This is a genomic window from Desulfobulbus sp. (assembly GCF_031547805.1).
GTDB lineage: Bacteria > Desulfobacterota > Desulfobulbia > Desulfobulbales > Desulfobulbaceae > Desulfobulbus.
Window position 1 is genome coordinate 51,684 of record NZ_JAVBRQ010000029.1, and the last position, 23,054, is coordinate 74,737.

At 57.8% G+C, this 23,054-nt stretch carries 26 protein-coding genes; 20 read left to right on the forward strand and 6 right to left on the reverse strand.

Going from position 1 to position 23,054, the window contains the following annotated elements; all coding sequences use genetic code 11:
- Positions 1 to 25 precede the first annotated feature (25 nt).
- The 5 genes from RMR13_RS10330 to RMR13_RS10350 all read right to left on the reverse strand — a co-directional run bounded on the left by RMR13_RS10330 (position 26) and on the right by RMR13_RS10350 (position 6,299).
- Positions 26 to 2,872, reverse strand: coding sequence for a PAS domain S-box protein (locus RMR13_RS10330; RefSeq protein WP_310600554.1), 2,847 nt, complete (start codon positions 2,870 to 2,872; stop codon positions 26 to 28).
- A gap of 293 nt (positions 2,873 to 3,165) precedes the next feature.
- Positions 3,166 to 3,558, reverse strand: a complete 393-nt coding sequence (locus RMR13_RS10335; RefSeq protein WP_310600555.1) for a cytochrome c3 family protein — start codon at positions 3,556 to 3,558, stop codon at positions 3,166 to 3,168.
- Positions 3,559 to 3,635: 77 nt separating this feature from the next.
- Positions 3,636 to 4,724 carry a TOBE domain-containing protein gene (locus RMR13_RS10340; RefSeq protein WP_310600556.1) on the reverse strand — a complete coding sequence of 363 codons (1,089 nt, stop codon included), beginning with the start codon at positions 4,722 to 4,724 and terminating at the stop codon, positions 3,636 to 3,638.
- Between the two features lie 170 nt (positions 4,725 to 4,894).
- Positions 4,895 to 5,221 (reverse strand): hypothetical protein, encoded by a 327-nt coding sequence (locus RMR13_RS10345; RefSeq protein ID WP_310600557.1) that lies wholly within the window; start codon positions 5,219 to 5,221, stop codon positions 4,895 to 4,897.
- Positions 5,211 to 6,299 (reverse strand): lactate/malate family dehydrogenase, encoded by a 1,089-nt coding sequence (locus RMR13_RS10350; protein ID WP_310600558.1) that lies wholly within the window; start codon positions 6,297 to 6,299, stop codon positions 5,211 to 5,213. Before RMR13_RS10350 ends, RMR13_RS10345 begins: the two co-directional genes overlap by 11 nt.
- 638 nt (positions 6,300 to 6,937) lie before the next feature.
- Between RMR13_RS10350 and RMR13_RS10355 the strand changes: the two genes are divergently transcribed.
- From RMR13_RS10355 to ribD, 20 genes are all read left to right on the forward strand, one after another.
- Complete coding sequence (locus RMR13_RS10355; RefSeq protein ID WP_310600559.1) at positions 6,938 to 7,177, forward strand: hypothetical protein; 240 nt, start codon at positions 6,938 to 6,940, stop codon at positions 7,175 to 7,177.
- Positions 7,174 to 7,581, forward strand: a complete 408-nt coding sequence (locus tag RMR13_RS10360) for a PilZ domain-containing protein (RefSeq protein ID WP_310600560.1) — start codon at positions 7,174 to 7,176, stop codon at positions 7,579 to 7,581. The genes RMR13_RS10355 and RMR13_RS10360 overlap by 4 nt, the downstream gene beginning before the upstream one ends.
- Positions 7,582 to 7,692: 111 nt before the next feature.
- Positions 7,693 to 8,514, forward strand: a complete 822-nt coding sequence (locus tag RMR13_RS10365) for an MlaE family lipid ABC transporter permease subunit (protein ID WP_310600561.1) — start codon at positions 7,693 to 7,695, stop codon at positions 8,512 to 8,514.
- Positions 8,511 to 9,314 carry an ATP-binding cassette domain-containing protein gene (locus RMR13_RS10370; protein ID WP_310600562.1) on the forward strand — a complete coding sequence of 268 codons (804 nt, stop codon included), beginning with the start codon at positions 8,511 to 8,513 and terminating at the stop codon, positions 9,312 to 9,314. Before RMR13_RS10365 ends, RMR13_RS10370 begins: the two co-directional genes overlap by 4 nt.
- Before the next feature lie 12 nt (positions 9,315 to 9,326).
- A complete protein-coding gene (mlaD, locus tag RMR13_RS10375) occupies positions 9,327 to 9,776 on the forward strand; it encodes an outer membrane lipid asymmetry maintenance protein MlaD (protein WP_310600563.1) in 450 nt (149 codons plus the stop codon).
- Positions 9,777 to 9,826: 50 nt separating this feature from the next.
- Positions 9,827 to 10,597, forward strand: coding sequence for a VacJ family lipoprotein (locus RMR13_RS10380; RefSeq protein WP_310600564.1), 771 nt, complete (start codon positions 9,827 to 9,829; stop codon positions 10,595 to 10,597).
- A gap of 50 nt (positions 10,598 to 10,647) precedes the next feature.
- Positions 10,648 to 11,283 (forward strand): ABC transporter substrate-binding protein, encoded by a 636-nt coding sequence (locus tag RMR13_RS10385; RefSeq protein WP_310600565.1) that lies wholly within the window; start codon positions 10,648 to 10,650, stop codon positions 11,281 to 11,283.
- A gap of 201 nt (positions 11,284 to 11,484) precedes the next feature.
- Positions 11,485 to 11,997 (forward strand): DUF177 domain-containing protein, encoded by a 513-nt coding sequence (locus tag RMR13_RS10390; protein WP_310600577.1) that lies wholly within the window; start codon positions 11,485 to 11,487, stop codon positions 11,995 to 11,997.
- Positions 11,998 to 12,073: 76 nt separating this feature from the next.
- Positions 12,074 to 12,262, forward strand: coding sequence for a 50S ribosomal protein L32 (rpmF, locus tag RMR13_RS10395; protein ID WP_309412644.1), 189 nt, complete (start codon positions 12,074 to 12,076; stop codon positions 12,260 to 12,262).
- Positions 12,263 to 12,315: 53 nt separating this feature from the next.
- Complete coding sequence (gene plsX, locus RMR13_RS10400) at positions 12,316 to 13,281, forward strand: phosphate acyltransferase PlsX (protein ID WP_310600566.1); 966 nt, start codon at positions 12,316 to 12,318, stop codon at positions 13,279 to 13,281.
- A gap of 17 nt (positions 13,282 to 13,298) precedes the next feature.
- On the forward strand, positions 13,299 to 14,276 hold the full coding sequence (locus RMR13_RS10405) for a beta-ketoacyl-ACP synthase III (RefSeq protein ID WP_310600567.1): 978 nt from the start codon (positions 13,299 to 13,301) through the stop codon (positions 14,274 to 14,276).
- A gap of 19 nt (positions 14,277 to 14,295) precedes the next feature.
- Positions 14,296 to 15,444 (forward strand): acyl-CoA dehydrogenase family protein, encoded by a 1,149-nt coding sequence (locus tag RMR13_RS10410; RefSeq protein WP_310600568.1) that lies wholly within the window; start codon positions 14,296 to 14,298, stop codon positions 15,442 to 15,444.
- A gap of 14 nt (positions 15,445 to 15,458) precedes the next feature.
- Positions 15,459 to 16,238 (forward strand): electron transfer flavoprotein subunit beta/FixA family protein, encoded by a 780-nt coding sequence (locus RMR13_RS10415; RefSeq protein ID WP_310600569.1) that lies wholly within the window; start codon positions 15,459 to 15,461, stop codon positions 16,236 to 16,238.
- Positions 16,239 to 16,278: 40 nt separating this feature from the next.
- Positions 16,279 to 17,469, forward strand: a complete 1,191-nt coding sequence (locus RMR13_RS10420; RefSeq protein ID WP_310600570.1) for an electron transfer flavoprotein subunit alpha — start codon at positions 16,279 to 16,281, stop codon at positions 17,467 to 17,469.
- Complete coding sequence (gene fabG, locus RMR13_RS10425; RefSeq protein WP_310600571.1) at positions 17,466 to 18,215, forward strand: 3-oxoacyl-ACP reductase FabG; 750 nt, start codon at positions 17,466 to 17,468, stop codon at positions 18,213 to 18,215. The genes RMR13_RS10420 and fabG overlap by 4 nt, the downstream gene beginning before the upstream one ends.
- Positions 18,216 to 18,291: 76 nt before the next feature.
- Positions 18,292 to 18,525 (forward strand): acyl carrier protein, encoded by a 234-nt coding sequence (acpP, locus tag RMR13_RS10430; RefSeq protein ID WP_028318578.1) that lies wholly within the window; start codon positions 18,292 to 18,294, stop codon positions 18,523 to 18,525.
- A gap of 14 nt (positions 18,526 to 18,539) precedes the next feature.
- Positions 18,540 to 19,778, forward strand: coding sequence for a beta-ketoacyl-ACP synthase II (gene fabF / locus RMR13_RS10435; RefSeq protein ID WP_310600572.1), 1,239 nt, complete (start codon positions 18,540 to 18,542; stop codon positions 19,776 to 19,778).
- Between the two features lie 23 nt (positions 19,779 to 19,801).
- Positions 19,802 to 20,227, forward strand: a complete 426-nt coding sequence (gene rpiB / locus RMR13_RS10440) for a ribose 5-phosphate isomerase B (protein ID WP_310600573.1) — start codon at positions 19,802 to 19,804, stop codon at positions 20,225 to 20,227.
- Positions 20,228 to 20,335: 108 nt separating this feature from the next.
- Positions 20,336 to 20,800, forward strand: coding sequence for a transcriptional regulator NrdR (gene nrdR / locus RMR13_RS10445; protein ID WP_310600574.1), 465 nt, complete (start codon positions 20,336 to 20,338; stop codon positions 20,798 to 20,800).
- A gap of 13 nt (positions 20,801 to 20,813) precedes the next feature.
- Positions 20,814 to 21,935 carry a bifunctional diaminohydroxyphosphoribosylaminopyrimidine deaminase/5-amino-6-(5-phosphoribosylamino)uracil reductase RibD gene (gene ribD, locus RMR13_RS10450; protein ID WP_310600575.1) on the forward strand — a complete coding sequence of 374 codons (1,122 nt, stop codon included), beginning with the start codon at positions 20,814 to 20,816 and terminating at the stop codon, positions 21,933 to 21,935.
- On the opposite strand, the gene RMR13_RS10455 is transcribed toward ribD, so the two are convergent.
- The gene (locus RMR13_RS10455; protein ID WP_310600576.1) at positions 21,926 to 22,861 is read right to left on the reverse strand and encodes a hypothetical protein; all 936 of its coding nucleotides are present in this window, start codon (positions 22,859 to 22,861) and stop codon (positions 21,926 to 21,928) included. The two genes, ribD and RMR13_RS10455, sit on opposite strands and share 10 nt — an antisense overlap.
- Positions 22,862 to 23,054 lie beyond the last annotated feature (193 nt).

Here is a 23,054-nt window from a genome sequence, read left to right on the forward strand (position 1 = left end):
GACGCCGAAGCCGTCCCAAGCCTGCTCACACGTTGAGCGCCGCCCTGATTTTTTCCGCCAGTTTCATGGTGGAAAAAGGTTTGGGGAGAAATTGGAGTTGCTGATCCAGCACCCCGTGATGGGCAATGACATCGGCGGTATAGCCCGACATATAGATAACGCGGAGCGCCGGGAAGACGGCGGTCAGGCGGTCGGCCAACTCTTTGCCGTTCATGCCCGGCATGATCACGTCGGTGATGAGGAGATCGATCCGGCCGGGGTACTGCCCGACCAGTGACATGGCCTTTTCGGGCGACGGGGCGGTCAGGGCGTTGTACCCCAGTTTTTTCAGCATGGATTGCCCCAGCGCCAGCAGGCTCGGATCGTCCTCGACCAGCAGGATGGTTTCTCCCCGGCCAGGAGCAACCGCCGATTTGCCTTGCTTCTGTTTTTCTTCGCTGGCGCTGGCAACGGGCAGGTAAATGAAAAAGACCGTTCCCCGGCCCGGCGTGCTTTCGACCACGATGATGCCGGCGTTCTGCTGCACAATGCCGTAGACCGTGGCCAGCCCGAGCCCGGTGCCGAACAGGTCCTTGGTGGTGAAGAACGGCTCGTAGATCTTGTCCAGCAGTTCCGGTTCGATGCCGCAGCCGTCGTCGGCGACCGTGAGCACGATGTAGTCACCCGGTTCGGCTCCATGGTGTTCGGCGCAAAAGGCCTCGTCGAGCAAGGCCCGTCCGGTGCGGATGGTGATGGTGCCGTTATCCTCGATGGCATCGCGGGCATTGACGCACAGATTGGCCAGGATCTGGTCGATCTGGGCCGGATCCATCTTGATCGCCGGCAGGTCGGGACTCGGTATCCAGATCAGTTCGATGTCCTCGCCGATCAGCCGGCGCAGCATGCTCAGAATACCGTTCACGGCCTGGTTGAGGTCGATGGTCTGGGGGACGATGTGCTGCTTGCGGGAGTAGGCCAACAGCTGGCGGACAATGTCGGCGGAACGCAGGGCCGCTTCGTGAATTCTTTTCAGGTCGGCATGGAGCGTCTGGTCGGGATCGGTTTTTTCCAGCGCCATTTCGGCATAGCCGATGATTACCGCCAGGATATTGTTGAAATCGTGGGCCACCCCGCCGGTGAGCCGGCCGACCGACTCCATCTTCTGGGCCTGTCGATACTGCGCTTCCAATTTGAGCTGAGTGGTGATGTCGTGCTTGATCGCCACGAAATTGACGATAAGGCCCTGTCGGTTGAACACCGGCGAGATCGAGGCATCCTCGGTGTAGAGGGAGCCGTCTTTTTTCCGGTTGACCAGGCGTCCGCTCCAGATGCGGCCCGAAGTGATGGTCTGCCACAAATCGTGGTAAAAATCCTCGTCGTGCTCGCCGCTCTTGAGGATGCGCGGGTTGCACTGAATGACCTCGTCGATGGTGTATCCGGTGACCCGGGTAAAGGCCGGGTTGGCATACTGGATGCTGCCGTCCGCATCGGTGATGACGATAATCTCGCCGGCTTGTTCGATCGCCACCTTCAGCCGTTCCAGGTCGGCATCGGCCTGTTTGCGCTGGCTGATGTCGCGGGTGATGGAAATGATGTGGGGCTCGCCGTTCAAGACCAGGGGGCGCGCCGACAGCAGGCCGGTCCCGAGGGTGCCGTCCTTGCGGCGGAACACGGCTTCGAGGTTGTCGCAACTCCCCCGGGTGCGCATGGCCGTGACCATGAGCTGGCGATCGGCGGGATCGTGCCAGATGTTCAGGGCCAGCGAGGTCATGCCGGCGACGTCCTCGCGGGTGAAACCGGTGAGGTCGGTGAATCCCCGGTTGATTTCCACGTACATGCCGTCTTCCAGCCGGTTGATGTTGACGGCATCCGGGCTCTGGTCGAAGGCCAGGGCGAATTTCTCTCGGCTCTCCCGCAGATCTTGTTCGATCCGCTTGCGCTCGGTGATATCGCGAAAGATGGCCTGGTAGGAACCGTCGGGCATGATCTTGCTGCGCATTTCAAAGATAATCGTCGAACCGTCCGGCCGGAGCAGGTTGCGCTCGCTCACCACGGTCTGGCCCTGTCGCAGGAGGTCGAAGCGGAGCGGGGCCTTTTCCATGCTTTCCGAAGTAAAGGCCAGTTCGCTGATGTGCTTGCCGACAATCGCGTCGCATTCGTCACCCAACATGGCGCACATCGAACCGTTGATTTCGGTGATTATGCCTTCGCCGGTTCCCAGCACGATGCCGTCGACGGCCAGTTCGATCAGCCCCCGGTACCGCTCCTCGCTTGCCTGGACCGCCATTCTCGCCTGCTTTGAGGCGGTGATGTCGATGGCGGTGAAGGCAAAGCCGGCGTCCGGATTGTCCGCGTCGACCGGGGTTGAACTCAGGAGCACGTCGAGGCACGATCGGTCCTGGCGCTGCCACTTGGTTTCGATCATGGCGGAGCCGGATTGGCCGATCTGGCGATAGGCCTCGACCGCGACCGCCTCGTAATCGGCATCGTTGGTATAGAGAATCCGGGCATCGAAACCGATCAGTTCTTCGGGGCGATAGCCGGTCATGGCGCACAGACGCACGTTGACCGTCAAAATGATTCGGTTGCGGGCAACACCCATCCCGGCGGGGGCGGCCTGAAAGACATTGGCCAGGAATCGTTCGTTTTTTCGGAGGATGTCCCGTTCCCGTTCGTAACGGTTGAGCTCCCTGCGGGAGACGAAAAAAAGCAATAACGCGGTGGTGGCGACAAACAACCATCCTTTGATGGTCAGTACCTGGAAAAGGGTGCCGCTGTCGTTGATCAAGGCATATGCGGCGCGGTCGGAAAAACTTATCCACAGGACGGAGACGGCGAGATAGATGAGCGCAGCCTTGGCGGCGATTCGGTTGGCGGTGGACAGGGGGCGCATGGCATTGTCGGGTGCAAAGAAAAGGTGCTCGAAAAGGTGGCGGATAAAGCCGGTTGCCGCCCCGCATACCTATACTCGAGACCAGGATAAAAGTACAGATTTTCAACTATGGTTGTGCGGTTCCCGCGTAGGCCGGCGGTGTGTTCCGCTGCTGGGTGGCCGCAGGGAAACGAGAAGGGAAAAAAGACATGCAGCCGGTGATCCGCCCGGGGGCGCAAGCTGGCAAGGGCCGAAAGTCCGGACCGGCCGCTCGGGTCGAGCGCCGGTCCGGAGCAATGGTAGGGCAGGGCGGATTATTTATGGCACACGGTACACTTGGCCAGTTCCGGTTTGGTTTTGCTGTGGCAGTCGCGGCACAGGGCATGGGCCGCATTCTTGAAGGTGTTGACCTTGTCTGGCATGCCTGCCTTGCTGTTGTGGCAGGATTCGCACTTCTCGATCTTTTGTCCTTCGCTGTAGGCGACCCGCTTGCCGTTTGCATCCTTGCTGTGATGGCAGGCGGCGCATTCTAGTCGTCCCTGATGGGCCGCGTGGGGAAAGCGGGCCGGCTTGGGGATGGGAGCGGGGTCGATGGTCGAGGTCAGGGTCATCTCCGCCGGGCCCTTGTCCGCGGAAACGGCCAATCCCGCCATGCCCAAAGTGCAGCAGCCTAGCAGCAGCACGCCGTACAACAGTGTTTTTTTCATGTTTTTTTCTCCTTGGTTGCGGTTGAACAGTCAATGAAGGCCACGGTCGGCAACGGCCGCCGCGCCCGTCCCACGCTTCAATCATCCGTGTGCAGGATGACCGAAAACCCGTTGAAGATTGCCCACACCTGTTCGCCGGCAACAAAACCGGCGGCCTTGCTTTCGCTGGTGGAGACGAGGGCGCACAGTTCGGTGTGGTCGTCGAGACGGACCACGCATTCCGAATTTACCGCGCCCCGGTTGATGCGCGCGATTTCACCCCGCAGGCGATTGTCGGCGCTGCATCCGGTGAGGCGGTGCCCGCGTTGCAGCATGATCCAAGGCGCTTTGACCTCGGCGGTGATCAATTGTCCCAGTCCCAATCCCAGCCGGTCCAAGCTCTCGCGGGTGATGATCGAGGCCACTTGGTGGCCACCGAGGTTGACCAGGGTGATCCGGGCCTGGACATCGCCCCGCTCGATGGCGACGATCTTGCCGAAAAAAGAGTTCCGGGCGCTGGTCTTCCGCGACGATTCCCGCTTGATGAACAGTTGCATGGCCTGGCGCAGCTCTTCCTCGGAAAACGAGGCGTGGACCGCGGTCAGGCTGGGGGTCGCATGGCCCAGCAATTTTTGCACCGCAGGCAGGGGGATGTTGCCGCGCATCAGTTCCACCGCCCGCGCCCGGCGGATCATCTCCGGCCCGCCCAGATGCTTGGCAAAACCGCATTCTTCGGCGCGTTCATAGAATTTTCGACGGACAAAGGCCGGGTCCACGGCAAAACCGTTGGCCAGGGTCCGGCGGAATTCGGGGTCGAGCAGGACGGCCTCGATTTCCCGGCCCAGCGGTTCGGCAATGGCGATGGCGCGGGCGCAGGGTTCCTCGGTTTCGCAGTCGCGAATGCAGACCGTCTGGCCATTGATGTCAACGAAGGGATCGAGTTGGAGGATTTCGTTGAGCTTGGCGCCGGTATAACGGATCAGAAGAAAAATCAGCAAGATGCGGCGGCGGGAGAGTCGGATGTCCCGCCTCGGTGAGTTGTCGGCCCAAGCCCGGAACGAGTGCTCCAGCCGGGCCAACTGGACGGTGTCCAGACAGGGTCCATCCTCGGGCAGAGCCGGTTGGCCGGCTTGGATCGAGTCGTTAGGCATCGGGTCGGCGGCGGAGGCGGCAAAAACCTTGCTCATTGGGCAGGCTCCGAAAAAAGGTGCGGCGCGAACGCGGTTTCAGGCTCGCTTGTCCTCTTCCGGTTGTCGAAGGCAAGGTCGGCACCGGATCGAACCGTGCGTTTCGCGTCGTCGGCGAAAATTGTCGATGTGCCCGGCATCGGTATGCTCACGGTACGCCCCGGCAGGAGTCACATGGTCGCCAGCAGCTGTTTCACCGCCGCGGTCCGGGCTGACAGGTTGGCCGGAATCTCGTGCTCGGCAAAGCAGCGGACCTCGGCCACGGCTTCCAGGCTGGCCAGAACCCGGCAGAGGGTGCGGCAACGGTCGGCAAAGGCATGGAAGGTGATCATGATTCTTCCTTGCGGTTCGCCGCTGGCCTGGGGATTGGAGCCAAAGCCGATGAAGCTGTCGATTTGGATGCCCCGGCCGGAGAACACCGAGGCGATCGCCGCGGTATCGCCGGCATGATCCCTGGTGATCAGCACCATCAACCAGACAGGGGTTTCATTCGTCATGGGGCCACCATTCGTTGATTTTTTTCCGGATCGCCTCGGCGGAACGTTCGATCAGGGCGCGTTCGGCGGGTGTCATTTCGTCGCGGTCCGGCATGACCCGCAGGACCGTGCCCGCCAGGAGCAGGCGGCCGCCACAGGGCCCGCGAAGGCCGTTTTCTCCCTCGTGCATGTATTGGGCCGAGATCTCCACCCGGCGTCCCTCGACCACCGCCCGGACCAGTTCCACCGTGGCCGCCGCGGTGGCGGTCTGGGTTTTGGCGGCGGTGTAATGGATGGCAAAGGGCTTGAGCGGCACCCGCAGATCGGGCGGCAGTTCACTGACATAGTGCAGTGCCTTGACCGCGCCGTGCTTGGGGTCCGAACCGATCATCCCGATCAGGATGCGCTGGTGGTGGAGCAGGGCCTCCGGATATTCCTCGGTGCGCAGGCCCCGCCGCAGGGTCGGCTCGATCAGCCGCCATTCAGCCTCGGTCATACCTTGGATGCGGACCGAACTCCACACCGGCACCATGCCGTTGCCGTGTTCGCCGAGCATGAAACCGCGCACCCGTTGCCGTCGGATCCCCAAATCCGAGGCGATCTCCCAACGAAAACGGGACGAGTCGGAAAAAGCGCCCATGCCGATCACATGGGTGCGAGGCAGGTGGCGGGAGAAAATGGCCACGCCCAATTCGACCGGATTGGTGACGATGATCACCACCGGCGGATCCTCGCGGCGGGTGCGGGCCAGGGATCTGGCAAACCGTTCGAAGGTTTCGACATTGGCCCGGGCCAGCATGTCGCGCGAGGCCTGGCCGATTTCGGCGGGGGCGGTGGAAAAGGTCTGGCCGCCGGTGATCACCACCACGTCACCGATGATGTGCTCCGGATCGTTGGTGACGTTGAGTTCGGGGATGATCTCTGCGTAGGCGTCTTGGAGATCGGCGCGAAAACCGTTGAGCAGGTGCGGTCGCTGGGAGTGGGGATTGCTGCCGACCAGTTGCAGGATTTCCCTGTTTTCCAGCAGCCGTTGCTGCACGATCTGGGTGACGATTTCCCGGCCGCATCCGCCGCTGGCCCCGACAATGCTGACGTCCATGCAGTTTCTCCGGCTTCAGTGAAAAAGGAGTGCCCGGGACGGTCGTTGCCCGGAAAAAACGAAAATATATTGTACCGGGACAGGCGGGCTCGGCAAGGTCTTTTTTGGCGGCAGACGCCCAAGTTTCCGCAGCAAGGGTGTGGTTGAAAGAGGGGAGGGGGGACACCGGCGATCGCGGCCTTTTTAAATTTGTTTTGCGGAAATCGGTCGAGCTGGGGTCTCTCAATAGAGCCAGGTATGGTGTTGCTCTGACAAAACAGCATCCTTGGATATTGTGGACGGTTGCCGTTTCCTTCCCATAAAACAGCAAACAACAAGACAAAGCAATCGATCGGTGAATGTTTTTTGAAGGGCCTGCGGCCGAAATCGCGGCTTGTGCCGGCAATCCCCGGCATGGTTCGAAAGACGCATCCGGCATCGCAACGACGCGTCGACCTGCGGCCCAGGTTTGTCTGTCCCAAACGACAAAGGTATGGTGCTACGCTGATTCCAGTTGCATCAATTGATAAAAATCGCCTAAATGGGGAAGCGTGAATCGCAGACGTTTCTTCGCGGCACAGATTCGAAGCCTTTGGGCAGGATGCTCGATCAATTGGGTACGGCCGACTCGCGGTGCCGGCACATTTACTGGTGTCACTGTGGCAAACAGCAGCGCCATCCGCCCGGAACTCCCAGATCGCATGGTGTTGACAACTGCGGCCCCATGCGTAAAAGTACCACATAAGGTGGTGGTATTGACAGCCCTGCAAATGGGAGGAATACAGGACAGGGAACTGTTTGAGCAGCTTACAAAAAGTGAATTCTGCTTGCCAGATTTCAGCATGGATGCAATACTGTCGCACAAGTATAAAGAATTTTCTTTAGAGGGCCGGACATGACGACAGCAGGGCCATTGATTTTCACTCCGAACAAACGCAAGGATGTGCGAGTGATCTTTACCCGGACCGTCAAGGTGTTCTGTCAGGGAAAGCTCCACGGACAATTCCCGGCAAGGAATCTCAGCCTGGGAGGACTTTTCATCGAAGGGGTAACCGATATCCCCGTGGGCCAGGACTGTCGTCTGGAACTTTACGAAACCGGGCTCCGATCGAGTCTCATCCTCAAGTTCAGCGGCATGGTCCGCAGAAAAGTCGAGGATGGCATCGGGGTCAGTTTCACGGGCATGGAAGACGACAGTTTCATGTTTCTCCAAACCATGGTGTTGTACTCGTCTGACGACCCGATAGGGGTAGCCGAGCATTTTCTTGAGGACTTTGTCCCGAAATCCGCATCAGCCTCCTGACCTTACAATAAAAAAAGCCGATGAAGCTTTTCCCCGCACTTGGGGGAGGCTTTTTTTGCTTGCTGGACAAGCCGGTCCATCGGGTAAGATTTCCGACATGACCGCTGCATAATGATGAACCAAGAACAACCACACACCCCCGCAATCCTTCGCCTTGTTGGTGGGCTAGGCGATCGCATCCTCTACATCCTGACCGATCTTGGCAGAATGGGTATTTTCCTGTGTTTTTCCCTGCTGGGACTGTGCAGGCATCCTTTCCGTTTCAAGGAATTGCTCAAGCAAATCGGGTTCATCGGGGCTGGATCGATCACCGTCATCTTTTTCACCGCACTTTCAGCAGGGATGGTCTTGGGATTGCAAGGATATTATTCCTTGCACAAGTTCGGGGCCGAAGGAATGCTGGGCTCCGCGGTCTCCCTGACCCTGATTATGGAACTGGGGCCGGTGCTGACCGCACTGATGGTGGCGGGCCGGGCCGGTTCGGCCATGTGTGCCGAGATCGGCATCATGCGGATTTCAGAGCAGATCGATGCCCTGGAATGCATGGCGATCGATCCGTTCCGGTATTTCATCTCGCCGAAATTTCTGGCGGCATTGATCTCTGTTCCGTTGCTGACGGCAATTTTCGACGTGGTCGGCATTTTTGGCGGATATTTGGCGGGTGTTAAACTGATGGGTGTCAATGGCGGCGCTTTTTTTGCCGGCATGGAGCAGAGCGTCACCAACCACGACCTGAGATTGGGCCTGATTAAATCGTTTGTGTTTGGCCTGTTGCTCGTCTGGATATGTACCGGACGCGGGTATTTTGTCCAAAAAATTCGAGGAGCCGGTTTTGGTGCCGAGAGCGTCAGTACCGTCACGACCCAGGCGGTGGTCATGTCGTCGATAGCGGTTCTGGTTTTTGACTATCTGCTCACCGCGGTTTTGTTATGAGCAACGGGGCGGACGAGATTATTCCGGCTGACGAACCGGCAGCCATTCGTTTTGTCGAGGTGAGCAAGTCGTTTGGCGAACGAGGACGGCGCCATCGCGTGCTTGACCGGGTCAGCTTCTCGGTACCCAAGGGCAAGACAACGGTGATCGCCGGCGGCAGCGGCCAAGGCAAAAGTGTGATTCTCAAGCTGATTCTCGGCTTGCTCAAACCGGATTCCGGTCAGGTGCTGGTTGGCGACCGGGATATTACCGCCATGGGATACAGGGCCTTGCAGGAAGTGCGCATGCTGTTCGGCGTCCTTTTTCAGGGGGCCGCCCTGTTTGATTCGCTGACGGTTTTGGAAAATATTGCCCTGCCCCTGCGGGAACGGACGAAATTTACCGACCACGAGATCCGGCAGCAGGTCGCCGCCACCCTTGAGCAGCTCGAACTGGCCGGTCATGAGGAAAAATTTCCGGCCCAGCTCAGTGGTGGCATGAAAAAACGAGTCGGCTTGGCAAGAGCACTGCAACTGGACCCGGAAATAGTGCTGTTCGACGAACCCACGACCGGGCTCGATCCGGTCATGACCAGGGAAATCTATGAACTTTTCATCCGGACGCAGCGCAGGCTGGGGTACACGGCGGTGATTGTCAGTCACGACATCCCCCAGGTCTTTACCCTTGCCGATCAGATTATTTTGTTGAATAAGGGGGAGCTGGATGTGTTTACCGATGCCTCCCGGATACCCTATTCCACCAAGCCCAACATCCGCGAGTTTGCGCGGCAGGTCATGGGTCAGGTAGCGGACGGCGAATAGAGGAGGAGGAAGATGGGCAACTCCCGCGTGGAAATATTGGTTGGCTTTTTTCTTATCTGCGGATTTCTCGCCTTGGGTTGGCTGGCGCTGAAGTTAGGCGAGGTTCCTTGGGTGACGGATTCGAAATCCTATACGATCAATGCGGAGTTCGACAATATTGCCGGCCTGAAGACGGGTGCCGACGTACAGATTGCCGGAGTGGTCGTGGGCAAGGTCCGTCATCTCGCGTTGAACAAAGACAAACAGGCCGTGGTCACCATGCAGGTGGATCGTGCCATCGCCATCCCGGTTGACTCCGTGGCCTCGGTCAAATCGCAGGGAATCATTGGTGACAAATATATCCAGGTCACCCTTGGCGGGGATGAGAAGTCCTATCCACCAGGAGGTACCATTGTCGATACCGAATCGGCCGTGGACCTGGAATCTTTGATCTCAAAATTTGCCTTTGGACAGGTCAAGTAATGATGAATAATCCCCTCGGTTGCACGGAAAGACAGATCAGGCGCCTGTGCTTGCTGTTTGCGATGACGGCCATGATGTTCTCCGGCCATCTTGTCGCCGCGGCGGAACTCTCCGGCGAAGTGGCTTCTTCGGAAAAATTTGCCGGAGCAGTCGATTTCCTCAGCGATGAAAGCTATGAAAAGCCGACGTCCGACGTGCAGGTGTCGGATCCCATCGAGCCCTTCAACAGGGCCGTGTTCACCGTGAACGACAAATTTTATATCTGGATGCTGGAACCGGTGTCCAAGGGATACAGCAAGATTGTGCCTGCCGACATCCGGGGATGCATCGGGAATTTTTTCTACAATCTCGGGGAGCCGGTCCGCTCGGTCAACTGCCTGTTGCAGGGCAGATTCCGCGATGCCGGCAAGACCCTGGGCCGTTTTTTCATCAACAGCATCTGCGGTGTTTTCGGCTTGGCCGACCCGGCCGGGGATGAATTCGAAATTCCTCCGATTTACGCCAGCTTTGGCGAAACCCTGTCGGTCTGGGGCGTCGGGGACGGCTTCTATCTGGTGGTGCCTTTGCTCGGACCTTCGACTCTGCGGGATTTTTCCGGCACCGTGGTCGATGGAGTCGCCTCGGCCACCTATACGCCCTGGAACGACGATACCCTCACCACCGCCACCGCCCAAGGCGCGAAAACCGTCAATCGCACTTCGTTGCATCTCGGCGAGTACGTGGAAATCAAATCCATGAGTTTCGACTCGTATGTGGCGTTTCGCAACGGCTACTACCAGATGCGGAGCAAACAGTACGATCACTCCACATCTTCGAAGTGAAGAATCAATGAAACAAACCAACGAATCAATCCCCTGATGCATGGTGCAATATGCAGCGTAACATTTCAATCGCCTCGTTTTTTCAAGTAAGCCTCGTCTCCCTGTTGCTTGTTGTGGGCAGCCATGCCGCTGTGGCGGCGTCGCCCGATCCTACCGAGCAGATCCGACCGTTTCTTGCCAAGGTGACCGCGACTCTGGCCGAACCCGGACTGAAGAGCAAGAGCCGACAGGAGCAGAGCGACCGGATGATCAGTGTGATCCGGGAACGGTTTGATTTTCGTGAGATGAGCAAGCGCGTGCTCGGTCAACAATGGCGGAATCTTTCAGATAAAGAACAGTCAGAATTTGAAGATCTGTTTACTCAATTGCTGCAATACGTCTATGTCGATAAGATCGATGATTATTCCGGCCAGCAAATCCAATACACCTTGCAAAGAGTCAAAGCCGATCGTGCAGAGGTGCAAACTCTGTTGGTCGATAAAAACAAATCCATTCCCGTCTTTTATATCATGATCTTGCGGAACGATCAGTGGATGATCTACGATGTTGTGGTCGAAGGAGTGAGTCTTGTGCGCAACTATATGGAACAGTTCAATGAAATTCTGCGTAAGGATGGATATGCCGGGTTGGTCAAGCAGCTCAAGAATAAAATCACCGAGTTGGAAAAGGGTTTCAATAAGAGCTGAAACACGTCTCATGAGGTCGCGATTTTCTGCGTCTCTTTCTCCGTGCCCCATTGTTCACTCGTCGTGGTGAGCAATCGGGGCGTATGTGCTGGTTTTCCCTAAACAGTTCAGGTTTGTCTTTTTGCTTGGCGGAAAGTATTTTTTTTTGTATACTTTTCCGTTTGCCCGTAAACAGGGGCTGATTGACGAGGCCTGTTGGCAATGCTGATCCGGTTTGCTGAAATATCCCCCCACGGCAGTCATTACGACGTCCGGACAATCGAAGGGCTTGACGATTTGCCTGGGCTTGTCGTTGATCTGCTTGAAGTTCGTTGCTCCCTTATTCGGAAAGACGATACGAAGGTTGAGCTGCAGGGGCGGCTGAAAAGTGCCTTGACGCTGGAATGTGATCGCTGTCTTTCGCCGTATCAGCGGCAAGTGGATGTTGCCTTGCAAATGCTGTTCGAAGTGGAAACCGATGCGTCCTGGCAGGTGAAAGATCTGGAATACAGGATACCCGATCTGGATACAACCGTTCTGGATGAACCGGTTATCGATCTCGATGACGCCATCCGGCAGCAGTTGTATCTTGCGCTTCCCATGAAAAGCCTTTGTTCGGAGCAATGCAAGGGCATTTGCGCCAATTGCGGGGCAAACCGTAATCTTGTTTCATGCGGATGTGCCGATCGGTGCGAGAGTTCGCCGTTCGCGGTTCTCGCGCAATTGAAAAAATAGCGAAACTATCCAAAAGCCGCTTGTTCTTACCGAAAAATACAGGTGACGGGCGTTTTGGGATCAATGGAGGAATGCAATGGCTTTACCCAAACGTAGACATTCTCATTCGCGGACCAGGCTTCGTCGGTCGCACGATGCCCTGACCAAACCAAGCGTCGGGCAGTGCCCGGAATGCGGCGAGCCCAAAATGCGCCATCAACTGTGCGGTGGTTGCGGCATGTATAAAGGGCGCAATGTCCTCAATCTCGAGGAAGATCTGAATTAGGCGCCGTTGTGAGGATAGCCCTTGACGCCATGGGTGGCGACCGAGGGGCAGAGATGGCGATCCAAGGCGCACTTGCCGCGGTTCGAGAGAAAAACGATCTCCAAGTCATCTTGCTGGGCCCCCGTGCTTTGTTGGAAGAACAAGTTGCTGGCCATTCGTCGGGTTGTGATGGGTTTCGGGAGCGGATAACGATTCATCACGCCCCCGAGGTTATCACCATGGACGATTCACCGGTCGAGGCCGTCCGCAAGAAGAAAGAGGCGACCGTGATGGTCGGCTTTGATCTCGTCAAGAGCGGAGAGGCGGACGCTTTGGTTTCTGCCGGCAATTCCGGTGCCACCATGGCGGCGGCCATCAGAAAGCTTGGTCGGCTGCCAGGGATTTCTCGGCCGGGAATTGCCAGTTTTTTTCCAACCGTGAAAAAACCGGTGATGCTGATGGATATCGGCGCCAATGTCGATTGCCGTCCCCAGCATCTCTACCAGTTCGCGGTCATGGCCTCCTCCTGCTCGCGTCTGTTGCTCAACTATGATCGACCACGGGTCGGCTTGTTGAGTATCGGCGAGGAAACGGGCAAGGGCAACGCCCTGGTGAAGGAAACCTACGATCTGCTGAAGCAGAGTCCGCTCAATTTCATCGGCAATGTCGAAGGTCGCGACGTCTACAAGGGCGATGTCGATGTAATTGTTTGCGACGGGTTTGTCGGCAACATTTCCCTGAAAATAAGCGAAGGGCTGGCCGATGCGGCCATGCAGATGCTCAAACGGGAAATCATGAAAACCTGGCGTGCCAAAATAGGATATCTGTTGATCCGCGAGGCCTTTGCCGGATTCAAAAAGCAGGTTGATTACGCCGAATACGGCGGTGCTCCGCTTTTGGGTATCGATGGCACGGGCATCATCTGCCATGGCGCCTCCAATGCCGTCGCCATTCGCAATGCCATCGAAGTTGCCGCCAACATGGTGCGCAACCGTGTCAACGACGCCATTGTGCATACCCTTGGCGAATACGCTGCCTGACAGCAGATTGTTTTTACATGACAAAAGCCGTTATTCTCGGAACCGGTTCCTGCCTGCCGGAGAGAACACTCTCCAATGCCGACCTGGAACGGATAGTCGAGACCTCCGACGAATGGATCGCCAGCCGTACCGGCATTCGCAATCGCAGAATTGCCGGCCCTGGCGAACAGAACTATCAATTGGCGACCAAGGCCGCGCGCCGGGCGCTGGCGGTGACCGGCATCGAGCCGGAAGAATTGGATCTGATCGTGGTTGCGACTATTTCCTCCCACATGATCATGCCGTCGACCGCCTGTTTCGTCCAGGCCGAGTTGGGGGCGGTCAACGCCTTTGCCTACGATCTCAGCGCTGCCTGCGCCGGATTCACCTACGGCCTCGATCTGGCAAGCAATTATATCCAGAATCGTCCGGAAATGAAGATTCTGGTGATCGGTGCGGAAACGCTTTCGGCGCGGATCAACTGGGAAGACCGGAACACCTGCGTGCTTTTCGGGGACGGCGCGGGAGCGGTGATCGTTACCGGCGCCAACGACGGAAGAGGCGTGTTTGGCAGCAATCTGCGTGCTGACGGTAAGTTGTGGCACCTGCTCTGCATGGACGGTCCGGAAAGCTGCAATCCCGACTTGCGCCAGGAAGAATGGCAAGGGTCCTTCATTCGCATGAACGGCGGCGACATATTCAAGCATGCCGTGCGCTCGATGGAAGATTCGGTGACCAACCTTTTGCGGCAACACGACCTTACCATCGGCGACATCGACCTGATGATTCCCCATCAGGCCAATATCCGTATCCTCAACAATCTGCGTGAACGGCTGGGAATACCCGAGGAACGGGTGTTCGTCAACCTCAGTCAATATGGCAACACCTCGGCGGCCAGTATTCCCATTGCCTTGGACGAGGCGCACAGGCAGGGGCGAATGGCCCGTGGGGATATTGTGCTGTTATGTACCTTTGGCGGCGGTCTCACTTGGGGATCGCTGCTCTTGCGCTGGTAAGTGACGAAGGAGAGAATTCGTGGATTATTTATTCACTGAGCAACAACAGATGATTATCGATACCGCTCGGGAAATAACCAATGAGAAAATCATCCCGGTGCGGGCCGAACTTGACGAGAAAAATCAATTTCCCCGTGAAATTCTTCAAGATATTGCCAAGGCTGATTTGTTCAGCATCTTCGTGCCCGAGGAATACGGCGGCCTGGGCGGCGGCTGTTTTGAGATCGTATTGGCCATGGAAGAGTTGGCGCGGGGCTGCGTCGGGGTGGCAACCAGTTTTGCCGCCAGCGCCTTGGGCATTTTTCCGGTTATGATTGCCGGCAGTGACGAGCAGAAGCAAAAATACCTGCCGGAAATCGCCAGCGGCAGCCGCTGGGCCGCCTTCGGCTTGACCGAGGCCAATGCTGGCAGCGACGCCTCCGGTATCCGGACTACTGCCGTGGAAGATGGCGATTTCTGGGTGCTGAACGGGACCAAGCAATGGATCACCAATGGCGGCGAGTCGCAGATCTATAGCATTGTTGCCCTGACCGATCCCAGCAAGGGTGCTCGTGGCGCTTCCATCTTTGTGGTTGAGGACGGAGATCCCGGTTTTTCCTATGGCAAGAAGGAAGACAAAATGGGCATTCGTTCCTCCTCTACGCGGGAACTGATCATGAAAGACTGCCGCATTCCCAAGGACAGGCTGGTGGGACGACGTGGAACCGGCTTCATCACGGTCATGAAAACGCTCGATATGTCCCGGCCCGGTATCGCCTCGCTGGGGATCGGGCTGGCGCAGGCGGCCCTGGACGAGGCCGTGACCTATGCCAAACAGCGGGTCCAGTTCGGCCGGCCGATCATTTCCTTCCAGGCCGTGCAGCACATCCTGGCCGACATGGCCATCCAGCTTGAAGCCGGCCGGGCGTTGGTGTATGCCGCGGCCAAGCATATCGACAATCATCCCAAGGATATGTCCAAGGCCTCTTCCATGTGCAAGGTCTTTGCCACCGACATGGCCATGAAGGTCACCACCGATGCCGTTCAGGTGCTGGGGGGCTATGGCTACATGAAGGAGTATCCGGTGGAAAAAATGATGCGCGACGCCAAGATCCTCCAGATCTACGAGGGCACGAACCAGATTCAGCGCAATGTCGTCGGCCAGGAACTGAACAAAGAATACTCCTGAGCGACGGATTCATTATGAAGATATTTGTCTGTGTAAAACAGGTCCCCGATGCCAAGGATGTCCGGCTTGACCCGAAGACCAACACCCTGGCACGGGAAGGGGTGGAATCGATCATGAATCCCTATGATCGCCATGCTTTGGAAGAGGCGGTGGCGATCAAGGAAAAACTGGGGGGAACGGTGACCGTGGTGACCATGGGGCCGCCCCAGGCCGAGGCGGTGCTTCGCGAATCCATTGCCTGTGGTGCCGACGAGGGAGTGCTGATTTCCGACCGCGCCTTTGCCGGTGCCGATACTTGGGCCACGTCCTACACCCTGGCCAAGGCGGTGGAGACCTTGGGCGGCTTTGATCTGATCCTGTGCGGCAAACAGGCTATTGATGGCGATACCGCCCAGGTCGGTCCTGGCTTGGCGTATCGTCTGAACCTGCCGTACGTCGCCTGTGTGCAGAAAACCCGCCAGGTGTCCGCCGAGGCCATCGAGGTCGAACGGATGATGGACGACGGCTATGACGTGCTCCGGCTGCCGTTACCGGCCCTGCTGACCGTGGTCAAAGATATCAACGAACCTCGGGTTGCTTCCCTGAAAGGCAAAATGAAGGCCAAGAAGGCGGAGATCCAACAACTGTCCGCCGCGGATATCGGTGCGGACCCGCAATGCATCGGTCTTGCCGGCTCCCCGACCCAGGTCGTGCGAGTTTTTTCGCCCGAACCCCGGGGCGACCGCCAGATTTTTTCCGGCAGTGTCGAGGAACAGGTGGACCAACTGGTGGCCTGTCTCAAGGCGCATCTCTAAACGGCACACGTTTTATTTTCATCAACCGGAGTAGTGGTTCATGCTGTTAATCGATAGCGACAAGTGTACCGCCTGCGGCGTTTGCGAGAGCAGTTGCGCCTTTGGGGCTATCAGCGTCCAGGCGGATTGCGCCGTGGTCAACGATTCGTGCACGCTTTGCGGCTCGTGCGTGGAAAATTGTCCCGAGCAAGCCTTACGGATAGAAACCGCGGCAAAACGTGTCCAGGCCGATTTGGGCGAATATGCGGGCATCATGGTCTTTGCCGAATATCGCCACGGCAAGATTGCACCGGTCAGCTACGAACTTCTGGGCATTGGCCGCAAGCTCGCGGACCAGCGCGGCGTTAAGCTCAGCGCCGTTCTGCCCGGCGGTTTCGTGAGCGATCTGGCCCAAAGCCTGATCGCCGCCGGTGCCGATATCGTGCTTTTGGCCGAAGACCCCATGTTGGAGCAGTTTCGCGAGGATCTCTATGCCAAGGTTCTGGAGTCGGCCATCCGCGAGCGCAAGCCGGAAGTGGTTCTGGCCGGTGCCACCGCCATCGGCCGCTCGGTCATTCCCTATGTGGCCACCGCCATCAATGCCGGTCTGACCGCCGATTGCACCCGCTTGGAGATCCGCGAGGAAGATGGCATGCTGTTGCAGACCCGGCCGGCCTTCGGTGGCAACATCATGGCCACCATCGAATGTCCGCAGACCCGGCCGCAGATGGCCACGGTCCGGCCCAAGGTCATGGCCCCTGCCGAACCGGACGCTGCCCGCACGGGTGAGGTGGTTTCTCTCCAACTTCCGGCGGAACTCCTGCAATCGAGGGTGGAAGTGCTCGAAACCGTGGTCAACACCGAGGATCAGGTCAATATCCAGGAGTTCGAAACCTTGGTTGCCGGCGGCCGTGGACTGGACTCGGCCAAGGGATTCGCCTTGATCCGGGATTTGGCCGCCGAGTTGGGCGGCGCGGTGGCCGCTTCCAGGGCCGCAGTCGATGCGGGCTGGATTCCCTATCCGCATCAGGTGGGCCAGACCGGCAAGACGGTCAGCCCCAAACTGTATGTCGCCTGCGGCATTTCCGGGGCGGTGCAGCATGCGGTCGGCATGCAATCGGCTGAAATTGTGGTGGCCATCAACCGGGACAAGGATGCCCCCATTTTCGACATCGCCACCTATGGCGTGGTCGGTGATTTGTACGAGGTGGTGCCCCGCTTGATTCAACGTTTGCAGGAGATCAAGAAATGACACTCGACGGAAAAATTGCCTTGGTCACCGGCGGCAGCCGGGGGATCGGCCGAGCCATCTCGGTGCGGTTGGCTGCCATGGGTGCGACTGTGGGAGTGAATTATGTGGCGAATCCGGCCGCAGCCGAAGAAACGCTGCGCCAGATTGAAGCCGCCGGCGGCAAGGGATTCATGGTCCGCTTCAATGTGGCCGATGCCGAGGCGGTTCAGGAGAGCATCAAGGAGATCATTGCTGCCCATGGCCAGGTCGACATTCTCGTCAACAACGCGGGCATTACCCGCGACGGCCTGGTGGCACGCATGAAAGACGAAGAGTGGGACAGTGTCCTCGATACCAATCTGAAGGGCGCGTTTCTCTGCGGCAAAGCCGTGATGCGCGCCATGATGAAGAAACGATGGGGCCGGATCATCAACATTTCGTCGGTGGTCGGTTTTGTCGGCAACGGTGGCCAGGTCAATTACGCCGCCGCCAAAGCGGGGCTGACGGGCTTGACCAAGTCAATGGCGCGGGAGTTGGCAGGGCGGAATATAACCGTTAACTGCGTGGCCCCCGGATATATCGTCACCGACATGACCGACGGCCTCACCGAAGACGTTCAGGAAGCGCTCAAGGCCCAGATTCCCCTCGGGATTTTGGGTACGCCGCAAGATGTTGCCGCGGCGGTCGCATTCCTGGCGTCGTCTGACGGAAGTTACATCACCGGTCAGACCTTGCATGTCAATGGCGGAATGTACATGGGCCATTGACAAAAGATGTCCGAGTATCTACATATTCGGACATTGTTTTGCCTAAGAACAACAAGACTACGTGAGGAGAAGAACAATGGCTGTTGAAGATAAAATGATTGATATTATCGTCGAGCAACTCAGTGTTGATCGCGACAAGGTCGTGCCGGGCGCTTCGTTTGTCGACGATCTCGGTGCCGATTCCCTGGACCTGGTCGAGCTGATCATGGCCATGGAAGAGGAATTTGATGTCGAGATTCCCGATGAAGAGGCGGAAAAAATCGTCACCGTGCAGAACGCCATCGATTTTGTGAACAAGATCCAAGGGTAAGACGGGGAAAGAGTGTGAAACGACGGGTCGTTGTTACAGGGATTGGCTTGGTCACGCCGCTCGGGATTGGAACCGAGCAGACGTGGCAGGCGCTGGTTAACGGGCAGAGCGGAATCGGACCGATTACCCGCTTTGACGCTTCCGATCAGGCCTCGCAAATAGCCGCTGAAGTGAAGGGGTTTGACCCCGAGGCGTGGTTTGAGAAAAAACAAGCCAAGAATCTCGATCTTTTCGTGCAATACGCGGTAGCCGCCGCGGACATTGCCTGGAAAAGCAGCGGCCTGTCGATCACCGACGGTAATATCAACCGGGTTGGGGTCATCACCGGTTGCGGCATGGGCGGGTTGCCCACCATTGAAGAATACCATGGGGTATTGGTCAATAAGGGCCCCCGCAAAATTACGCCGTTTTTCATCCCGAGGGTGATCCCCAACATGCCCTCGGGACATATTTCCATGCGACTGGGTTGCAAAGGCCCCAACCTGTGCCTGACCACGGCCTGTGCGGCCGGTACCCATGCCGTGGGCGAGGCCTTTCGCCATATCGCCCATGGCGATTGCGATGCGGCCGTCACCGGTGGAACCGAGTCGGTCATCTGCCCCCTGGCCGTAGGCGGTTTCGGCGCCATGAAGGCCCTTTCCACCCGCAACGACGAGCCCTCGGTCGCCTCCCGGCCTTTTGACCGGGATCGGGACGGTTTCGTCATCTCCGAAGGGGCCGGCATGATGGTGCTGGAGGAATTGGAGTCGGCCAAGCGGCGGGGCGCCACCATCTACGCCGAGATTATCGGTTATGGCCAGAGCAGCGATGCCTACCACATCGCGGCGCCGCCCGAGGATGGTGAAGGGGCGGCTCGGTGCATGGCGGCCGCCTTGCGGGATGCCGGCCTCAACCCCGAAAGTATCGATTACATCAATGCACACGGTACGTCCACCCCGCTCAACGATAAATGCGAAACCTTGGCCATCAAGACCGTTTTTGGAGACCACGCCTACAAATTGGCGATCAGTTCCACTAAATCGATGACCGGCCACATGTTGGGTGCTGCCGGTGGCATCGAGGCGGCTTTTACCGTATTGAGCCTGCACCATGGCCTGTTACCGCCAACCGCCAACCTGCACAATCCCGATCCGGACTGCGATCTGGATTACGTACCCCTGGTCGCCAGGGAGCATAAAATTACGACCGCCATGTCCAATTCTTTCGGCTTTGGCGGCACCAATGGCGTGGTGATTTTCCGGCGTTTTGCCTGATCATCAGGCCAGGAGGAGGGAGCATGAACATCGCGATTGGTTGCGACCACGCCGGTTTCGACCTCAAAAAGACGATTGTCCCGATCGTCGAGCAGGCTGGGCACACGGTTATTGATCTGGGCTGCTCTTCGGAGGAATCGGTTGACTATCCCGATTTTGCCAATAGGGTCTGTGTGGCCATTAGCGAGGGGCGTTGCCAACGCGGTATTTTGATCTGCGGCACGGGTATTGGCATGTCAATCGCCGCGAATCGTCACCGTCACATCCGGGCGGCGCTCTGTCACGAATCCTTCACCGCCCGCATGAGCAGAGAACATAACGATGCCAATGTGTTGTGCCTGGCCGCCAGGGTAGTGGGGAGCGCCCTTGTCCAGGAGATTGTCAAGGTCTGGTTGGCAACCGAATTTGCTGGCGGCCGTCATCTCCATAGGATAGAAATGATGGGGTAGCGATTTTTTTTGAGAGACAGTTCGAACCGGCACGCTTTTTTGTAAAAGCTGCCGGTTTTTTTATTGCAACGGTGCCATTCTTCCGGTGAAAATAGTGCGGGGTATGTCATGAAATGTCCCTATTGCGGCCATCTGGATAGCCGGGTGATCGATTCCCGGATCAACAAGGACAAGACCATCACCCGCCGCCGTCGGGAGTGCGATGCCTGCCAACGGCGATTCACCACCTACGAGCGCATCGAGTTGACCTTGCCCATGCTCATCAAAAAAGATGGCAGGCGGGAACCGTGGGACCGGGGCAAGATCGTTGCCGGCCTGGAAAAGGCGTGCGAGAAACTGGCGGTCAGCATGACCGACATCGATGCCTTTGTCGATGCCATCGAACAGAAACTGCAGGACTATGGCGGCAAGGAGATTCCCACCAGCCAGATCGGCGAATGGGTGATGGAGGCCCTGCCGGCTCTGGATGAGGTCGCCTATGTCCGTTTTGCCTCGGTTTACCGGCAATTCAAGGATGTCAACGAATTCATGGACGAATTGAAGCTTTTCCTCGGCGAGAAGGGAAAATACTGAAACCGGACGCGCCATGGAAAAAGAACATATCCACTATATGGAATTGGCCCTGGACCAAGCCCGCAAGGGACTGGGCCGCACCTCGCCGAATCCTGCGGTCGGGGCGGTGATTGTCAAGGATGGCGTGGTGGTCGGCCGCGGCTATCACAAAAAGGCAGGCACCCCCCATGCCGAGGTCAACGCACTGGCCGATGCCGGCCCTCGGGCCGCTGGGGCAACCATCTACGTGACCCTGGAACCCTGCAACCATGCCGGTCGCACTCCGCCCTGCACCGAAGCTATCCTCCGCAGTGGCATCGCCAAGGTGGTTATCGGCATGGCTGACCCCAACCCCCATGTGGCGGGAGGCGGGAGCCAATATCTGGCGTCGCGGGGGATTGAGGTGCACAGCGGAGTGCTTGAACAGCAATGCCGGGCACTGAATTATCCGTTTATCAAACATACCGCCACCGGCCAGCCATGGGTACTGATGAAGGCAGGGCTGAGTCTCGATGGTAAAATAACCTTCCGACAGCGTCATGGGGAAGCAATCACCGGGCCTGAAGCGCAACGATATGTGCATCGACTGCGCGATCAGGTCGATGCCATTCTGGTCGGGGTGGAAACCGCGATCATCGACGATCCCAACCTGACCACCAGGATTGAGGGAGGGGCAGAAACACGCGATCCATTACGCGTCGTGCTCGATACCGTCCTGCGGCTGCCGCCGGAGGCTCGCATGCTGCATCAGGCCTCAACGGCTGAAACCTGGATTGTTTGCGGTGAAGATGCGCCTCGAGAGCGGGAAGCTCGCCTGATCGACCAAGGGGCGAAGATATGTCGCGTTGCGGTGAATGCCGAAGGGCGGGTGGAATTGTCAGCCACGCTTTGCCTGCTGGGTACACACAACATCACCTCGTTGCTGGTTGAAGGAGGTGCCCGCGTGCATGGCGCCTTTTATGATCGGCGCTTGGTGGACGAGGTGGCCCTGTTGTACGCGCCATTCATCATCGGTGATGGCGGCACGCCTCTGGTGCGTGGCTACCGGTTGGAGGATGGTCGTGCGCATGCGCCGTTTTTGCGCGATGTCTCTGTCCAGCTGCTCGGCAGCGATATCCTGGTCAGAGCCCTGACCGAAGCCTCTTGTCACGATTGAACAAGGGCTCTGATTCCCTCCCACTTTCGCTGCAGGATGTTGCTGTCGGCGAAACGAAGTCGTACCTCCACGCTTTCATCTTCAAAAGAAGTGCTTGGTACCAATGCTACCCCATCCGGCAGGGAGATGGTGTCGGCAAAGCGTTGGAAGCCTTTTTCCATTTTTGTTCTTTCCGGCCATACCAATGCAGCCAGGTGCTGTAGAAGCCCTTGCAGTTGTTGCGGAAGGTTGTCCTGGATGTGGTCCTTCTGTTGCCACGCGCCCAGAAGGTCGTCGACGGAACTGTTGTGGCGCAAGCACAGCTCAACCACCATTTCAACCAGCTTGAACTGTTTCGAGCCGCCGGGGCGGTAGGTCTCGATCAAACCGATTAATGCCGTCTGGTCGGCCAAGGAAAGCTGTTTTATCAGCTTTCCGGTTTTCGGGGCGAGAATCCCCCGGTGGATGGCGCGCACAGCGGCAGGTGCCAGATGAAGCAGGGTGGTGAGTTCTTCGACCAGGTAAGAGTGCGGTTTGTAACCCATCAAGGGAAGCAGGGGCAGCAGTGCGTTGCGGTCCAACAGCTGGCTGGCCTGGTTGAGTAGATGTGCTTGCACGATCGGACTCGGCTGGCGGAATGCGACTTGTTCATGGAGAATTTGCAGGGAAAAACGGAGGATTGCCGGCGTATTCGAGGAGAGAATACGGCAGAGGGCCGATTCAACTTCCAGAAATGAAAGAGCCCGATGCATGGGGCAATCCGCCAGGAGCAGGTAGTGATCGGGTGAATCCTCCCAAACCAGCAAAGGGGTTGTCTGGCCGAACAGTCGGAGGTGGTCGGCAAGTGCTCCATCGGGCGACTCATCAAAGAGGGAGAGAAGAAATGGGTCGGTGCATTCAATGCACCGATTTTTGATTGTCTGAAAAAGGGCGGGTTCGAGAGGCATTGCAGTTCACAAAAGAAACAAACCGGTTACAAATGCGGCGGGCCGGGTAAATAAAAATCTGATTACCACTGAACTTCAGCCGGCATTTTTTTTGGTGGTATGACGCTATTTGTCATACCAGCTATGGCATAGTGCTCCCAACCTTCACCTCAAAAGGAGCACGGCATGGCCAAAAATACCATTCAGTTCCAAA

What these genes read in the sequence shown, in the direction of transcription:
- rpmF (WP_309412644.1), top strand. Translation starts at nt 12,074, where the DNA reads ATGGCTTTACCCAAACGTAGACATTCTCATTCGCGGACCAGGCTTCGT.
- RMR13_RS10335 (WP_310600555.1), bottom strand. Translation starts at nt 3,558, where the DNA reads ATGAAAAAAACACTGTTGTACGGCGTGCTGCTGCTAGGCTGCTGCACT.
- RMR13_RS10420 (WP_310600570.1), top strand. Translation starts at nt 16,279, where the DNA reads ATGCTGTTAATCGATAGCGACAAGTGTACCGCCTGCGGCGTTTGCGAG.
- acpP (WP_028318578.1), top strand. Translation starts at nt 18,292, where the DNA reads ATGGCTGTTGAAGATAAAATGATTGATATTATCGTCGAGCAACTCAGT.
- RMR13_RS10345 (WP_310600557.1), bottom strand. Translation starts at nt 5,221, where the DNA reads ATGACGAATGAAACCCCTGTCTGGTTGATGGTGCTGATCACCAGGGAT.
- RMR13_RS10385 (WP_310600565.1), top strand. Translation starts at nt 10,648, where the DNA reads ATGCAGCGTAACATTTCAATCGCCTCGTTTTTTCAAGTAAGCCTCGTC.
- RMR13_RS10365 (WP_310600561.1), top strand. Translation starts at nt 7,693, where the DNA reads ATGATGAACCAAGAACAACCACACACCCCCGCAATCCTTCGCCTTGTT.
- RMR13_RS10405 (WP_310600567.1), top strand. Translation starts at nt 13,299, where the DNA reads ATGACAAAAGCCGTTATTCTCGGAACCGGTTCCTGCCTGCCGGAGAGA.
- mlaD (WP_310600563.1), top strand. Translation starts at nt 9,327, where the DNA reads ATGGGCAACTCCCGCGTGGAAATATTGGTTGGCTTTTTTCTTATCTGC.
- RMR13_RS10415 (WP_310600569.1), top strand. Translation starts at nt 15,459, where the DNA reads ATGAAGATATTTGTCTGTGTAAAACAGGTCCCCGATGCCAAGGATGTC.
- RMR13_RS10455 (WP_310600576.1), bottom strand. Translation starts at nt 22,861, where the DNA reads ATGCCTCTCGAACCCGCCCTTTTTCAGACAATCAAAAATCGGTGCATT.
- rpiB (WP_310600573.1), top strand. Translation starts at nt 19,802, where the DNA reads ATGAACATCGCGATTGGTTGCGACCACGCCGGTTTCGACCTCAAAAAG.
- plsX (WP_310600566.1), top strand. Translation starts at nt 12,316, where the DNA reads ATGGCGATCCAAGGCGCACTTGCCGCGGTTCGAGAGAAAAACGATCTC.
- RMR13_RS10390 (WP_310600577.1), top strand. Translation starts at nt 11,485, where the DNA reads ATGCTGATCCGGTTTGCTGAAATATCCCCCCACGGCAGTCATTACGAC.
- RMR13_RS10370 (WP_310600562.1), top strand. Translation starts at nt 8,511, where the DNA reads ATGAGCAACGGGGCGGACGAGATTATTCCGGCTGACGAACCGGCAGCC.
- RMR13_RS10330 (WP_310600554.1), bottom strand. Translation starts at nt 2,872, where the DNA reads ATGCGCCCCCTGTCCACCGCCAACCGAATCGCCGCCAAGGCTGCGCTC.
- fabG (WP_310600571.1), top strand. Translation starts at nt 17,466, where the DNA reads ATGACACTCGACGGAAAAATTGCCTTGGTCACCGGCGGCAGCCGGGGG.
- nrdR (WP_310600574.1), top strand. Translation starts at nt 20,336, where the DNA reads ATGAAATGTCCCTATTGCGGCCATCTGGATAGCCGGGTGATCGATTCC.
- RMR13_RS10340 (WP_310600556.1), bottom strand. Translation starts at nt 4,724, where the DNA reads ATGAGCAAGGTTTTTGCCGCCTCCGCCGCCGACCCGATGCCTAACGAC.
- RMR13_RS10360 (WP_310600560.1), top strand. Translation starts at nt 7,174, where the DNA reads ATGACGACAGCAGGGCCATTGATTTTCACTCCGAACAAACGCAAGGAT.
- RMR13_RS10350 (WP_310600558.1), bottom strand. Translation starts at nt 6,299, where the DNA reads ATGGACGTCAGCATTGTCGGGGCCAGCGGCGGATGCGGCCGGGAAATC.
- ribD (WP_310600575.1), top strand. Translation starts at nt 20,814, where the DNA reads ATGGAAAAAGAACATATCCACTATATGGAATTGGCCCTGGACCAAGCC.